Here is a 13,140-nt window from a genome sequence, read left to right as displayed (position 1 = left end):
CAGACACCTCAGGAAGCGGCCGCGGCCGGTTGTGCATGCGAGTCCGGCAAGGCGGGCAAAGCAGGCGAGGGCGACCGTCCCTTGAAGAGACCGCGCACCAGCACGAAGAAAAGAGGCACGAAGAAGATCGCGAGCAGCGTGCCCGACAGCATGCCGCCGATGACGGCCGTGCCCAGCGCATGCTGCGCGCCGGCCCCCGCACCGGTGCCCAGCACCATCGGCAACACGCCAAGCACGAAGGCCAGCGAGGTCATGAGGATGGGCCGCAGTCGCATGCGAGCAGCCTCCATCGCCGACTCGACCAGGCTCTTGCCATGCGCATGCAGGTCCTTCGCGAACTCGACGATCAGGATGGCGTTCTTCGACGCCAGCCCGATGGTCGTGAGCAGGCCGACCTGGAAGTACACGTCGTTCATCTTCCACGTCAGGATCGCGCCGACAAGCGCGCCCAGCACGCCGAGCGGCACCACCAGGATCACCGAGAACGGAATCGCCCAGCTCTCGTACAGCGCTGCAAGGCACAGGAACACGATCAGGATCGACAACCCATAGAGCAGGCCGGTCTGGCCGCTAGATGCCTTTTCCTGGCGCGACAGGCCGGTCCATTCGTAGCCGATGCCCGGCGGCAGTTTGGCGACTGCGGCTTCGACGATGGCGAGAGCGTCACCGCTCGATGCAGCTCCCGGCATCGCCATGCCCAGGATTTCCACCGAGGGCACCCCGTTGTAGCGCTCCAGGCGGGGCGAGCCCGAACTCCAGCCAGCCTTGGCGAACGAGGTGAAGGGCACCATCGTTCCGGCGCTGTTGCGCACGTACCAGCGGTCGATGTCCTCCGGCAGCATCCGGTACTGAGCATCGGCCTGCAGCATCACCTTCTTCACGCGCCCCTTGTCGATGAAGTCGTTGACGTAGCTGCTGCCCCAGGCGGTGGAGAAGGTGTCGTTGATGTCGGACATCGAAAGGCCCTGGGCCTGCGCCTTGTGCGGATCGATCTCGAGCCTGAATTCGGGCGTGTCTTCCATCCCGTTGGGGCGCACGGCCACCAGGCGCTTGTCCTTGGCCAGCGTGCCGAGCAGCTGGTTGCGCGCCTGCATCAGCGCCTCGTGCCCGAGGTTGGCGCGATCCTGCAGCATCAGGTCGAAGCCGGTCGCGTTGCCGAGCTCCGCCACGGCGGGCGGTGCGAAGGCAAACACCTTTGCGTCCCTGATTGTGTTGAAGAAGGCGCCGGCCTTTGCGGCCACTCCCGTCACGCTCAGTGCCTCGCCCTCGCGTTCATTCCAGGGCTTGAGCTTGATGAAGGCAAAGCCGGTGTTCTGCCCGCTGCCCGCGAAGCTGAAACCCGCCACCGTGAAGATGCCCGAGACAGCGTCTTTCTGATCGACCAGGAAGTGATGCTCCACCTGGCGGATGACTTCTTCCGTGCGCGTGTTCGTCGCGCCCGGCGGCAGCTGCACCAGCGCAAACATCGTGCCCTGGTCTTCGTCGGGCAGAAAGCCGACCGGCAGCTTCATGAAGCCGAACACCACCACGGCAAACAAGACCGCGTACAAGGCCATGTAGCGCCAGCCCTTGCCCACCATGTGCCGCACGATGCCCTGGTAGCGGCGGTTGCCGCGATCGAAGCTGCGGTTGAACCAGCCGAAGAAGCCGGTGGTGGCCATCGCATGATCCTTGTCGACCGGCTTGAGCAGTGTCGCGCAAAGAGCGGGCGTGAGCACCAGCGCCACGAGCACCGACAGCGTCATGGCCGAGACGATGGTGATGGAGAACTGCCGGTAGATCACGCCCGTGGAACCGCCGAAGAAAGCCATCGGCACGAACACCGCCGCCAGCACCAGGGCCACGCCGACCAGCGCGCCGGTGATCTGGCCCATGGACTTGCGCGTGGCCTCCTTGGGCGGGAGGCCTTCATCGGCCATCACGCGCTCGACGTTCTCGACCACCACGATTGCGTCGTCCACCAGCAGCCCGATGGCGAGCACCATCGCGAACATCGTCAAGGTGTTGATGGTGAAGCCGAAGGCCGCGAGCACGCCGAAGGTGCCCAGCAGCACCACCGGAACCGCAATGGTCGGAATCAGCGTGGCGCGGAAATTCTGCAAGAAGAGATACATCACCAGGAACACCAGCACCACGGCCTCTACGAGCGTCTTGATGACCTCCTCGATGGAGATCCGCACGAAGGGCGTGGTGTCGTAGGGCTTCTGCACCTTCATGCCCTGCGGAAAGAACTTCTCGAGCTCGGCGAGGCGCGCATCGACGGCCTTGACCGTGTCGAGCGCATTGGCGCCGGTGGCCAGCTTGATGGCCAGGCCCGCGGCCGGCTTGCCGTTGTAGCGACCGACCGTGTTGTACGACTCGCTGCCGAGCTCGATGCGGGCGACGTCGCGCAGGCGAACCTGCGAGCCGTCGGTCTGCGTGCGCAGCAGGATGTCCTCGAACTCCTGCGCTGTCTTCAGGCGTGTCTGCGAGGTGATGGTGGCGTTGAGCTGCTGGTTGCTTGCCGCAGGCATGCCGCCGAGCTGGCCGGCCGAAACCTGCGCGTTCTGCGCCGTGATCGCGTTCTTCACATCCAGCGGCGTGAGGCTGAAGCTGGAGAGCTTGTTCGGGTCGAGCCATACGCGCATGGCGTACTGCGAGCCGAAGAGCGTGGTGTCGCCCACGCCCTCGACGCGGCTGATTGCGTCCTGGACGTTGGCCGCGACGTAGTCGGACAGGTCCGACCCGTTCATGCTGCCGTCTTCGGAGGTGAAGGCCAACACGTTCAGAAAGTTGGTGGCCGACTTCGTGACGGTGACGCCCTGCTGCTGCACCTCTTGCGGCAGCAGCGGCGTGGCAAGCGAGAGCTTGTTCTGCACCTGCACCTGCGCGGTGTCGGGGTCTGTGCCGTTCTCGAAGGTGAGCGTGATGGTGACCGAGCCCGACGACTCGCTGGTCGATGCCATGTAGCTCAGCCGGTCCAGTCCCTTCATCTTCTGCTCGATGACCTGGGTGACGGTGTCTTCGAGCGTCTTGGCGGAAGCGCCGGGGTAGTTGGCGGTGATTGCGACGGCGGGCGGCGCGATGCTCGGGTACTGCGCGATCGGCAGCGTGGCGATGGACATGACGCCGCCCAGCATCACGATGATGGCGAGGACCCACGCGAAGATGGGGCGGTCGATGAAGAAGCGTGCCATGGTGGTCTTCCTGGATCAGTCCGCCGTGGTGCCGGGCGAGGGGAGGGCCGCCTTGGCAGTCGTTTCAGTGCCGGGCTTGGACTTGGGGTTCCACTGCACCGTCTTCACCTCGACGCCTGGCGCCGCGCGCTGCAGGCCGTCCACCACGAGCTGGTCGCCGGCCTGCAGGCCGCTGCGCACCAGCCATTGGTCGCCGATGGCGCGTTCCGTTTCGAGCACGCGCCGCTGCAGCTTGTGCTGGGCATCCACCACATAGGCCGTCGGCTTGCCGGTGCTGTCGCGCGACACGGCCTGCTGCGGCACCATGAGCGCCTGTTCCTTCACGCCTTCCTGCAACACGGCGCGCACGTACATGCCGGGCAGCAGGTCCGCCTTGGGGTTGGGAAACACCGCGCGCAGCGTGATGGCGCCGGTGTTCTGGTCTACGGTAACGTCAGAGAACTCGAGCTTGCCTTCGAGCGGATAGGCGCTTCCGTCTTCGAGCAGCAGCCGCACCTTCGCGGCGTTGGCGCCGCTCTTTTGCAGATCGCCGCGGGCCATGGCCTGCTTCAGCTGAAGCATCGCGGCGCTGGATTGCGTCACGTCGACATAGATCGGATCGAGCTGCTGGATAGTGGCCAGCGCGGTCGACTGGCTCGCCGTGACCAGCGCGCCGGGCGTGACTGTCGACTTGCCGATGCGCCCGGAGATTGGCGCGTCGATGCGCGCATAGGCGAGGTTGATGCGGCTCGTCTCCACATTGGCCCGCGCCGAGGCGACATCGGCCTCGCCTTGGCCCAGCGAGGCGGCGGCGTCGTCGTAGTCCTGTTGGCTCACGGCCTTGATGGCGACCAGTTCCTTGTAGCGCTCGGCCTTCAGCCGCGTGGTCGTGAGGCTGGCCTGCGCCTTGGCGAGCGCGGCGACGTTGCTGTCGTAGGTCGCCTTGTAGGTGGCGGGATCGATCTGATAGAGCGTTTCGCCGGCCTTCACGTCGCTGCCTTCGCGGAACTGGCGGGCCTTCACGATGCCGCCGACCTGGGGCCGTACGTCGGCGATGAGAAAGGGCGTCGTGCGCCCGGGCAGCTCGGCCGTGATGGCCACGCGCTGCGGCTGCACCGACACCACCCCGACCTCGGGCATGCCCTGCGCGGCAGGCGGCCCGCCCGGTGGCTTGCCGCAGGCGACAAGCATGAAGGTAGAAGCGAGGGCTGCCGTGAAGGTCAGGCCATAGGTGAGAGGTGGACGCATGGCGAATCTCCTGAAGAGCGACGGATTGGTGATGGGGTCGGCCTGCTGTTAAACAGACAGTAGTGTCCAGTAATGTATTTTGACTTCCAGAGGTTGTCAATTAATAATGAACACTGTTGTCTAGAAATGAGGAGGCATTTAGATGCGAGTCAAAACAGAGGCCAAGCGCGACGCCATCGTTCAGGTGGCCGCGGAGGTCTTCCGGGAGCTGGGATTCGAAGGGGCCTCCATGGTGGAGATCGCTGCGCGCGTGGGCGGCTCGAGGGCCACGCTGTATGGCTACTTCAGCTCCAAGGAGGAGCTGTTCGTTGCCGTGACCCATGGCACGGCCAAGGTCCATTTCGCGCCAATTTTTGAGGCGCTCGGGCAGGAGAGCGACGACGACCTCGAACAAGTGCTGCAACGCTTCGGCGAAAAAATCCTGGCGGTGGTGTGTTCGCAAGAGGCCATCCAGGCGCGCAGGGCCGTGATCGCGGAGTCAGGCCGCAGCGACATCGGGCGGCTGTTCTACGAAGGAGGGCCCAAGAAGGGGCTGACGGAGGTGGCGGGGTTTCTGGAACTGCAGATGCAAAAGGGCCGGCTGCGCAAGGCCGATCCGCAGGTAGCGGCGCGCCACTTGACGGCATTGCTGGATTCGGAGACCGTCATGCCGGCTCTTCTCGGTATCGAAGGACCGTTATCCCGAAAGGATTTGCGGGAAGCAACGCGACGGGCTCTGCAGACCTTTCTCGGAGGCTATGCGCCCGAAGGAAAGAAGGCCAAGTGAGCTTGCGACATGCGCGCCGCGCGCACCCAGCTTGCGTTGGCACGGTCAATCCCGTACGCTGACCCGGCGTCTTTGCGCACCGCCCGAGCCCCTGCGGGCCGCCGGGCCAGCCTTGCGGACGCCAAGGAGTCCATGCCATGCCAAGCCGATCGAACGGCCTCGCGGCCGAAGTGGAAGCACTGCGAACGCTGGCGCTCGTCGGCGCCGCGGCCGCCGGCAAGACCTCTCTTGCCGAGGCCTTGTTGTACAAGGCAGGCGCCATCGGTGCCTGCGGCAGCATCGAACGCGGCAGCACCGTCAGCGACCACGACCCGCTCGAGCGCCGCATGCAGCACTCGCTCAACGCATCGGTGATGCACCTCACGCATGCCGGCACGCGCATCCACTTCATCGACACGCCCGGCGGCCCGGACTTCCTCGGCCAGAGCCTGCCGGCGCTGGAGGCGGTCGAAACGGCGGCGGTGGTCATCAATGCCGCCACAGGCATCGAGCCGATGGCGGTGCGCATGATGGAGTACGCGGCCTCGCGCCGCCTTGCCCGCATGATCATCGTCACCAAGATCGACTCGCAGGGCGTCTCGCTGGCGGGCCTGCTGGCCGACATCCAGGCCACCTTCGGCCGCGAATGCCTGCCGCTGAACGTGCCCGACGGGGTCGGCAGGCAGGTGGTGGACTGCTTCTTCAACCGCTTCGGGCGGTCCGACTTCGGCCCTGTAGAAGCGGCGCACCGCGCGCTGGTGGAGCAGGTGGTCGAGGTCGACGCGGCCTTCGTCGACCGCTACCTCGAGGAAGGCGACGTGGATCCGGCCGAGCTGCATGCGCCGCTCGAGCAGGCGCTGCGCGAAGGCCACCTGATCCCGGTGTGCTTCGTCTCGTCGCGCAGCGGCGCCGGCGTGGCCGAGCTGCTGGACGTGATCGTCAAGCTCCTGCCAGACCCGACCGAGGCCAACCCGCCGGACTTCATCGTTGGCGAGGGCGCGCAGGCCAGGCCCATGGAGGCCAGGCCCGACCCGTCGCTGCACGTGCTGGCGCACGTGTTCAAGGTCACGATCGACCCCTATGTCGGCAAGATGGGCATCTTCCGCGTACACCAGGGCACGCTCACGCGCGACAGCCAGCTCTACATCGGCGACGGCCGCAAGCCCTTCAAGGTGGGGCACCTGTTCATGCTCCAGGGCAAGGACCATGTCGAGGTGTCGCACGCAGTGCCCGGCGACATCGTGGCGGTGGCCAAGGTCGAGGAGATCCATTTCGACGCCGTGCTGCACGATGTGGCCGAAGACAGCCACGTGCATCTCGCGCCTCTGGCGTTCCCGGTGCCGGTGTACGGCCTGGCCGTGGAGCCCAAGCGCCATGGCGACGAGCAGCGCGCCTGGGAGATCCTCGGCAAGCTCACGGCCGAGGATCCGTGCCTGCGCATCGAGCATGTGGCCGCGACCAACGAGACGGTCCTCTACGGGCTCGGCGAACTGCACCTGCGCATCGTGCTCGAACGGCTGCGCGAGGTGTATCGCTTCGAGGTCCAGACGCGCCCGCCCCGCATTGCCTACCGCGAGAGCGTGACCGTGCCGGCCGAGGGCCACCACCGGCACAAGAAACAGACCGGCGGCGCTGGCCAGTTCGGCGAAGTCTTCCTGCGCATCGAGCCGCTGGCGCGCGGCGCGGGCTTCCAGTTCGCCGATGAGGTCAGGGGTGGCGCGATTCCGGGCCAGTTCATCCCCGCGGTCGAGAAGGGCGTGCGCGAGGTGCTGGTGTGCGGCGCGATCGCCGGCTACCCCGTGGTCGATGTGCGCGTTGTTGTGCACGATGGCAAGCACCACAGCGTCGACAGCAAGGACATCGCCTTCGCAACCGCTGGCCGCAAGGCCTTCATGGCCGCCATCCGCGAGGCCCGGCCAGTCGTGCTCGAGCCGATCGTCCAGATCGAGATCGACGTGCCGGAGCATTCCGTCGGCGATGTCACCAGCGACCTGTCGTCGCGGCGCGGCCTGGTCACCGGAACGTCGGCCCTGGGGGGCGGTGTTGTGACCGTCGGCGGGCAGGTGCCCATGGCCGAACTGGCCAACTACCAGTCGCGACTCAATGCAATGACCAGCGGCCAGGGGCGCTACACCATTGCGTTGTCACACTACGAAGCGGTGCCACCGGCTGTCCAGCAGACGCTGACGGACCAGTACCGGGTGCATGAAGAGGACTAGGGGAATTGTGTTTGCGAGATATCGCAATGGGCCCGGCTAGCGAAGCACCAGCACAGGCAGCGCCGAATGCGCCAGCACGTGCTGCGTCTCGCTGCCAAGCAGCAGCCGCTTGATGCCCTTGCGGCCGTGCGAGGCCATCACGATCAGGTCGCTCTTGTGCTTTTTCGCCGCGGCGATGATCGACTCCGCCACCAGGTCCGAGTTGGCCGTCGCCGTCTTGACACGCACGCCGCTTTCCTTGGCGCGTGCGCTCACGGTGTCGAGCATTGCCTGTGCCTTCTCGGCCCATTGCTTCTCGACGCGGCCGATGTCCTCTGGCGAAAAGGTCATGGAGCCCTCGAAGTAGCTTCGGGGGTAGCGCGGAACCACGTTGAGCGCCACCAGGTCGGCATCGTTCTGAGCGGCGAGAGCGATCGCGCTCGCGACAGCCTTCTTCGAAAGTGTGGAGCCGTCGGTGGCGACGAGGATGCGCTTGAACATGTGAGGTCTCCAGGGATAGGTGTGCCGCGAGCTTAGGCAGGCCACGGCTTCGGACGTTGATGCAGATCAAAGGGCACCGCGAGGCCCGCCCTTAGCCTCGCTCCGATGCAAGCTGCGCTCGCCCCGTTCTCTACGCATCCGTCAGCCGCTGCGGCCACCGCCGACACCTGGCAGGTGCTCGACGACCCGGCCGAATGGCCGGCGTTCGGCCAGCTGGTGGAGGGCGATGCAGCCACCGGCCAGTGGGCATCGCAGGTCGCGGTCGAAGGCATGCACTGCACCGCTTGCGCTTTCACCGTCGAGGCTGCGCTGCTGAAGGTGCCCGGGGTGCGCGAGGCACAGGTCAATGGGGCCAGCCGGCGGGCGCGTGTGGTGTGACTCGGAGTTGGGCGAGCTCATGGCGCTGCTGCACCGGTCTTTCGCCTTCGTGCCCGGAGGCGAGCGCTCCATCGAGATCGATCCGCGCACGGTCGACGCGCAGCGGCTGGCGAACCTGGCCGCGCTGGGCTTCAATCGCCTGAGCTTCGGCGTGCAGGACTTCGACCCCGAGGTGCAGCAGGCGGTGCATCGCATCCAGCCGGCGTCGCAGGTCTTCTCGCTGATGGATGCGGCGCGCACGCTGGGTTTCGAATCGATCAACGTGGACCTGATCTACGGCCTGCCGCGGCAGAACGATGCCTCCTTCGAGCGCACGCTCGCGCAGATCAACGAGCTGCGGCCCGACCGCATCGCGCTGTACGCCTATGCGCATCTGCCCGAGCGCTTCAAGCCGCAGCGGCGCATTGCGGCCGAAGAATTGCCCGATGCCGCCACGCGGGTGCGCATGCTCGCAAGCGCGATCACGCGGCTGACCGAAGCGGGCTACGTCTACATCGGCATGGACCACTTCGCGCTGCCCGACGATCCTCTCGCGGTTGCCAGGAGGCAAGGGCGCTTGCAGCGCGACTTCCAGGGCTACGGGACCAGGCCCGAGGGCGACCTGATCGCACTCGGCGTCTCCGGCATTGGCCGCGTGGGCGCCACCTACAGCCAGAACGCAAAGAGCCTGGACGAGTACTACGACCTCCTCGACCAGGGGCGCCTGCCCGTGGTTCGCGGCCTTGCGCTATCTCGCGACGACCTGTTGCGGCGGGACGTCCGGGCTGCTTTGGGTCGCGCTGCCTTGCGGGCTGCTCTATTCGGCCCTGATGCTGGCCAGCCTGGGCAACGGACCATTGCAGGGTGCCGGACTGATGGCGTTGTTTGCGCTGGGAAGCAGTCTTTCGCTACTGATCGGGCCGTGGCTCTGGCAGCGCTTGCGGTGGGGCGGCGGCGGGGCACGCCAGACCTGCGGGGCGAGGGTGGCCGGCCTGCTGCTGGCGGCCGTGGCGGTACAGGCTCTGTGGTCGGACCTCATTCGCCAGATCGACGCCTGGTGCCGCTGAGCCGGGCGTCGATCTGTGCCCACCGGATGCGATTCAGGCCGTTGCTGCGTCAGGATGAAAAATGTATCTTTGCTTAGAAAATCTATCTACACCGTCGTGCGTTTTTCGCGACGGCTATCGAAAACGCTTGGTGAACTCGCGCACCACGCCGATGACCTGGGCGTCGCCGAGCGGCTTGATGGGATAACGGCTGTTCAACGGCTTGAGATACAGGTCTCCGCCGTCTTTCACGAGCTGCTTGAACGTGGTCTCGCTGGCGTCGTTCAGCGCAATGACATAGTCGCCGGGCACCGCCTCCATCTCCGGCTCCACGACCAGGATGGATCCGGCGGGAAACGAGTCGCCGGCCTCGCTGACCATGCTGTCGCCATGCACCCGCAGTGCATAGGTGTGCTTCTTGACCGGCACGCTCACCGGGATGGTGTCGAATTGCGTCGTCGGCTTGAAGTTGTCGATGACGGTGTAGTTGCCTGCCTCGACCTCGGACACCAGAGGAACCTCAGCGCGCACATCGACCCCTCGTGCGCCCGCCGACACACCCGAGACCAGTTCTGCAACGGAAATTCCAAGCAGCTTGGCCACACGCGCCTGGTTGGCGCGCTTGGGAGCTGTGCCGCCTTGTTTTTCCCATTGCTGTACTGCGCCACGGCTCACCCCCAGCGCATCAGCAAATTGCTGCTCGCTCATCTGGAGGCGCTTGCGTCCTTCGCGAATTAGTTGACGGCTGTTCACAGCCCTAGGGTAGGCGCTGTTTCGGATAGAAAGAAAATCGATGATAGCTCTTCCATCGTCAAGCCAGAGGGCATTCCGGCAGTTTGATAGTTTTGTACCTGCTCGACGAAATTTCTATCCTGGTTTTAAAGCTTTCGCAGTCTTAGGATGACCCAACTGTCAGCCCGCGTAACAATCAGTCCATCGCTGGCGGTTTTGGGGGGAGTCCCATGCCCATGCTGTTGCTGCATCGCCTGGTCGAAGGGGCATTGCCGGCGAGAACCTTCTCGCTCGATGAAATCGAGGAGATCAAGGTTCTGGTTCTTGGTGGTCTCGTGCGCGCGGATCTGCGTGTGGACTCGACGCCTTCCACCGGGGGCAAAGTGATCATGGCGACGATGTTCCAGATCACGGAGAACGGCCGTCGAATGGCTGCTGCATTCCCTTCCTGCGAGAGCAAGCCAACGCACATCCACTTGCGCACCGCTCTTTCCGCTGCATCAGCCAGTGCTTCATACGTGCTTGCGAAGATCGGCCCGCCATCGGCTGCCGCCGCGCGCAGGCCATGACGGCAATGTTCCACGATCTGCGTGTGACTCCACCCAGTGAAGTCGCCGTGGGCACAACGCTCGGTGCGCGTATAAGGGCCGCCTGCCAGGCGCCGTTTGCGCCGAAGCCGATCGAGTACACGACCGGCTGGGTTCAGGAGCGTATCGACCGTCAGTTCCAGTACTTCGAGGCGCTCGGAAAATTCAGCATGTTCGCCGATGGTGCGGTCTTCGTTGGAGCTCGCGTGACCTCCATCGATGACAGGGGTGCGAGCATTCGCTGGAAGTCCGCTTTCTTCCCCGGGCCGCGTTATCGGCAAGCCGTCCGGCAGGAGCATGGTGAATTGCTCCCTCTCGGCTTTCATGGGCGCTTCGATCTGTACCTGCAGCAAGTGGTGGAGACGCCGGGTGGCGCGCAGGCTGGCGTCGTCGCGAGATCGGGCGCAGGCGAGGCAACCACCTTTGATTCAAGGAACGGCATGTCCGCCGATGTTGCCCGTGCCTTGCGCGAAGGCATGGTGCGCGCAAGGCTCCTGGCTGCCGGTCCTGCGTAGGGGAATGGTTTGGCCGGATCTCCAGGAATACGCAAGGGAAGCGAATGACGAAAAGGCGGACCATCCACAGCGCGACCATCACCTTGAAACTGCCGCTCGGCATGAACGCGCGCGATGAAATCGAGGCTCTGCGAACCGCAGGCATTCCAGTCGACTGGCTGGGTAACGCGAAAACCGGCTTCCTCTTCGTGCGGACTGGAGGTAGCTCGGAGAGCCGGCAGAACATCTTTCGATGGTTCGCCTCCAGCATCCGATAGCTTCATCTACCCGCGACGCAACGGTGCTTCCTCTTCAGGCGCATCCGCGGCAAGGGTCTTCCATCCCCGGGGCGTGATCTCGAATACCGTGGCCGCGTCCTGACGCTGGCAGTCGTCGCAGTCCACGTGGGCAGGAGGAATCCGCACCCTGACGTGGCCGGCGGCTCAACCCATCAACGTGCGCAGGCTCGCGAGCGCCACCTTCGGATCAGCGATGCCGTGGTAGATGGGCGGCACCTCGAGGTCCAGGCCCATGAGTCCGTACACCCCGTGCATCGCGCCGCGCACCGAGTACTCGACCGTGAAGACCACATCCTCCGGAATCTCCACGTATTGGCCCAGCAGGGCGAAGTTCTTCGCGCCGGCCGGTATGACGGGCGGGCGGTCCGATGCGCTGCGGCATGCGAACTCGCTGGTGATGTAGGGCATCATCACCGGCACCACGGTCGTGGTGCGCCGCACTTCCTCGAGGATGTCCTCGAAGCCCAGGTGATGCATCAGCTCCGTGAGAATTTCCTGGCCGCTGGCCTGTGCCATCGTCTTGTCGACGTGATTGCCCTGGGTGTCGATCAGCAGCCCGTAGCCCCACAGCGTGTAGACCCCCTCGGGCTGGCCCTCGAAGTGCGGCGCGTGCGGCACCACGATCGACATCAGCCAGCTCGAATCCTTGAAAGTCATGAGCCCGCCGGTGCCGGGCGGATTGCCCGATAGCGCCTGGATGCGCTGTATCAGCAAGGGGCTGCGCATCGTGAGCGTGAACGACTCCCACTTGCTCTCGTCCACGTTGCCGCAGAAGGTTTCCGGCCTGCCGAGACCCGGTGCCTTGCGGGCCATGTTGCGCCACAGGGTCCAGGCCCCGTCGCTCTGGTCACGCACCAGTTGCGGCGCCTGATGGTCGTTGCCGTTGCGCGAGTCGGCGGTCATGGAGCCGATGGTGATGAAGGCACATTCCTCTGCGCCGAGGCGGTATGCCAGAGGTCGGCCTTCCTTGACGCAATGCAGGGTCTCGAGCCGCAGGCCGTCTGCGCCGGCGGCAAAGTCCGCGTCGACCACGCGCATGCCGTAGTCGAACCGGACCCCGCGATCCAGCAGCCACCTCACCATGGGGCGCACGATGGTGTCGTACTGGTTGAATTCAGTGCGTCGCACGCCGCCCAGCGTGTGGATGCGCGGTAGCTCCTGCAGGAAGCGCAGCATGTAGCGCTTCAGCTCGACGGCGCTGTGCCAGTTCTGGAATGCGAAGGTCGTGCGCCACATGGCCCAGAAATGAGTGTCGAGAAAGTGGGTGGAAAAGCATTCCTCGATGCGCCGCCTGCCCAGCACCCGTTCGGGCGTGGCCAGCAGGCGCATCAGCTCCACCCGATCCTGGAAATTGAAACCCAGGTCGCTGGCATCGAGGATGCGGCGATGCCGGTCGATCAGCCGGGCGTGCGCATCGGAACGCCACAGCGCATTGAAGGCCTGAATCTCGTCGCGCACCGTGCGGTTCGGCGCGCCGCGAGAGGGAATGCTCTGCAGCACATTCCACAGGCAGGTGTAGGTCTCATCGGTGAACATGCGGCCGCCGCGCGTCACGTATCCCTGGATGGCATTGCCGCTGCCATCGAGAGCGCCACCGGGTGTCGACCCCTCCTCGAGGATGCGGATGTGCGATCCGGGCATGCCGGCGTCGCGAATCAGAAGCACGGCCGCGGAAAGCGCGCCGATGCCGCTACCGACGATGCAGGCCTGTTGGAGAGAGGTCATGGAGTGGTGCCGTGATGCGAAGACGAGGTCCGAGGCTAGGCCTGCGTGCCCGG

At 65.3% G+C, this 13,140-nt stretch carries 11 protein-coding genes and 1 pseudogene; 7 read left to right on the top strand and 5 right to left on the bottom strand.

Translation table 11 applies throughout. The annotated features are described in order from the left end of the window. Positions 1-8 precede the first annotated feature (8 nt). Positions 9-3,176: an efflux RND transporter permease subunit gene (locus tag ACSFCA_RS25045; protein ID WP_258354910.1), complete on the bottom strand. Its 3,168-nt coding sequence runs from the start codon at positions 3,174-3,176 to the stop codon at positions 9-11. A 15-nt stretch (positions 3,177-3,191) separates the two neighbouring features. Continuing rightward, on the bottom strand, positions 3,192-4,403 hold the full coding sequence (locus ACSFCA_RS25040; RefSeq protein ID WP_097199272.1) for an efflux RND transporter periplasmic adaptor subunit: 1,212 nt from the start codon (positions 4,401-4,403) through the stop codon (positions 3,192-3,194). A gap of 142 nt (positions 4,404-4,545) precedes the next feature. Here ACSFCA_RS25040 and ACSFCA_RS25035 point away from each other — a divergent pair, with 142 nt between their 5' ends. Further along, positions 4,546-5,169, top strand: coding sequence for a TetR/AcrR family transcriptional regulator (locus ACSFCA_RS25035; RefSeq protein ID WP_435461399.1), 624 nt, complete (start codon positions 4,546-4,548; stop codon positions 5,167-5,169). Positions 5,170-5,306: 137 nt separating this feature from the next. Next, positions 5,307-7,367 (top strand): elongation factor G, encoded by a 2,061-nt coding sequence (gene fusA, locus ACSFCA_RS25030; RefSeq protein ID WP_435461398.1) that lies wholly within the window; start codon positions 5,307-5,309, stop codon positions 7,365-7,367. Positions 7,368-7,403: 36 nt separating this feature from the next. On the opposite strand, the gene ACSFCA_RS25025 is transcribed toward fusA, so the two are convergent. Beyond that, positions 7,404-7,847: a universal stress protein gene (locus ACSFCA_RS25025; RefSeq protein WP_093058412.1), complete on the bottom strand. Its 444-nt coding sequence runs from the start codon at positions 7,845-7,847 to the stop codon at positions 7,404-7,406. 105 nt (positions 7,848-7,952) lie between these two features. Here ACSFCA_RS25025 and ACSFCA_RS25020 point away from each other — a divergent pair, with 105 nt between their 5' ends. Beyond that, positions 7,953-8,225 (top strand): heavy-metal-associated domain-containing protein, encoded by a 273-nt coding sequence (locus tag ACSFCA_RS25020; RefSeq protein WP_435461397.1) that lies wholly within the window; start codon positions 7,953-7,955, stop codon positions 8,223-8,225. Further along, positions 8,224-8,997 (top strand): annotated as a pseudogene (locus tag ACSFCA_RS25015) (radical SAM protein); the annotation flags it as partial. The gene ACSFCA_RS25020 and the pseudogene ACSFCA_RS25015, both read left to right, overlap by 2 nt. Positions 8,998-9,385: 388 nt before the next feature. Here the strand turns inward: ACSFCA_RS25015 and ACSFCA_RS25010 are convergent. Further along, positions 9,386-10,003 carry a LexA family protein gene (locus ACSFCA_RS25010; RefSeq protein ID WP_258354898.1) on the bottom strand — a complete coding sequence of 206 codons (618 nt, stop codon included), beginning with the start codon at positions 10,001-10,003 and terminating at the stop codon, positions 9,386-9,388. Positions 10,004-10,212: 209 nt separating this feature from the next. Here ACSFCA_RS25010 and ACSFCA_RS25005 point away from each other — a divergent pair, with 209 nt between their 5' ends. From ACSFCA_RS25005 to ACSFCA_RS24995, 3 genes are all read left to right on the top strand, one after another. Beyond that, the gene (locus ACSFCA_RS25005) at positions 10,213-10,551 is read left to right on the top strand and encodes a hypothetical protein (protein WP_258354897.1); all 339 of its coding nucleotides are present in this window, start codon (positions 10,213-10,215) and stop codon (positions 10,549-10,551) included. Then, positions 10,548-11,084, top strand: a complete 537-nt coding sequence (locus ACSFCA_RS25000) for a hypothetical protein (RefSeq protein WP_354336173.1) — start codon at positions 10,548-10,550, stop codon at positions 11,082-11,084. The genes ACSFCA_RS25005 and ACSFCA_RS25000 overlap by 4 nt, the downstream gene beginning before the upstream one ends. Positions 11,085-11,167: 83 nt before the next feature. Continuing rightward, entirely contained in the window at positions 11,168-11,341 is a 174-nt protein-coding gene (locus ACSFCA_RS24995; protein ID WP_256216638.1) for a hypothetical protein, read from the top strand. Positions 11,342-11,506: 165 nt separating this feature from the next. Here ACSFCA_RS24995 and ACSFCA_RS24990 read toward each other — a convergent pair whose 3' ends face one another. After that, positions 11,507-13,087: an oleate hydratase gene (locus ACSFCA_RS24990; RefSeq protein ID WP_435461394.1), complete on the bottom strand. Its 1,581-nt coding sequence runs from the start codon at positions 13,085-13,087 to the stop codon at positions 11,507-11,509. Positions 13,088-13,140: the final 53 nt, after the last annotated feature.

The organism is Variovorax multivorans, from assembly GCF_051216835.1.
Classification (GTDB): Bacteria; Pseudomonadota; Gammaproteobacteria; order Burkholderiales; family Burkholderiaceae_C; genus Variovorax.
Note: the sequence above shows the minus strand (reverse complement) of the source record. Positions and strands in the feature narration are given on the sequence as shown.

Coding starts and splice junctions, on each gene's coding strand:
- ACSFCA_RS25040 (WP_097199272.1), bottom strand. CDS start 4,403: ATGCGTCCACCTCTCACCTATGGCCTGACCTTCACGGCAGCCCTCGCT.
- ACSFCA_RS25045 (WP_258354910.1), bottom strand. CDS start 3,176: ATGGCACGCTTCTTCATCGACCGCCCCATCTTCGCGTGGGTCCTCGCC.
- ACSFCA_RS25035 (WP_435461399.1), top strand. CDS start 4,546: ATGCGAGTCAAAACAGAGGCCAAGCGCGACGCCATCGTTCAGGTGGCC.
- ACSFCA_RS25025 (WP_093058412.1), bottom strand. CDS start 7,847: ATGTTCAAGCGCATCCTCGTCGCCACCGACGGCTCCACACTTTCGAAG.
- ACSFCA_RS25020 (WP_435461397.1), top strand. CDS start 7,953: ATGCAAGCTGCGCTCGCCCCGTTCTCTACGCATCCGTCAGCCGCTGCG.
- ACSFCA_RS25000 (WP_354336173.1), top strand. CDS start 10,548: ATGACGGCAATGTTCCACGATCTGCGTGTGACTCCACCCAGTGAAGTC.
- fusA (WP_435461398.1), top strand. CDS start 5,307: ATGCCAAGCCGATCGAACGGCCTCGCGGCCGAAGTGGAAGCACTGCGA.
- ACSFCA_RS25005 (WP_258354897.1), top strand. CDS start 10,213: ATGCCCATGCTGTTGCTGCATCGCCTGGTCGAAGGGGCATTGCCGGCG.
- ACSFCA_RS24990 (WP_435461394.1), bottom strand. CDS start 13,087: ATGACCTCTCTCCAACAGGCCTGCATCGTCGGTAGCGGCATCGGCGCG.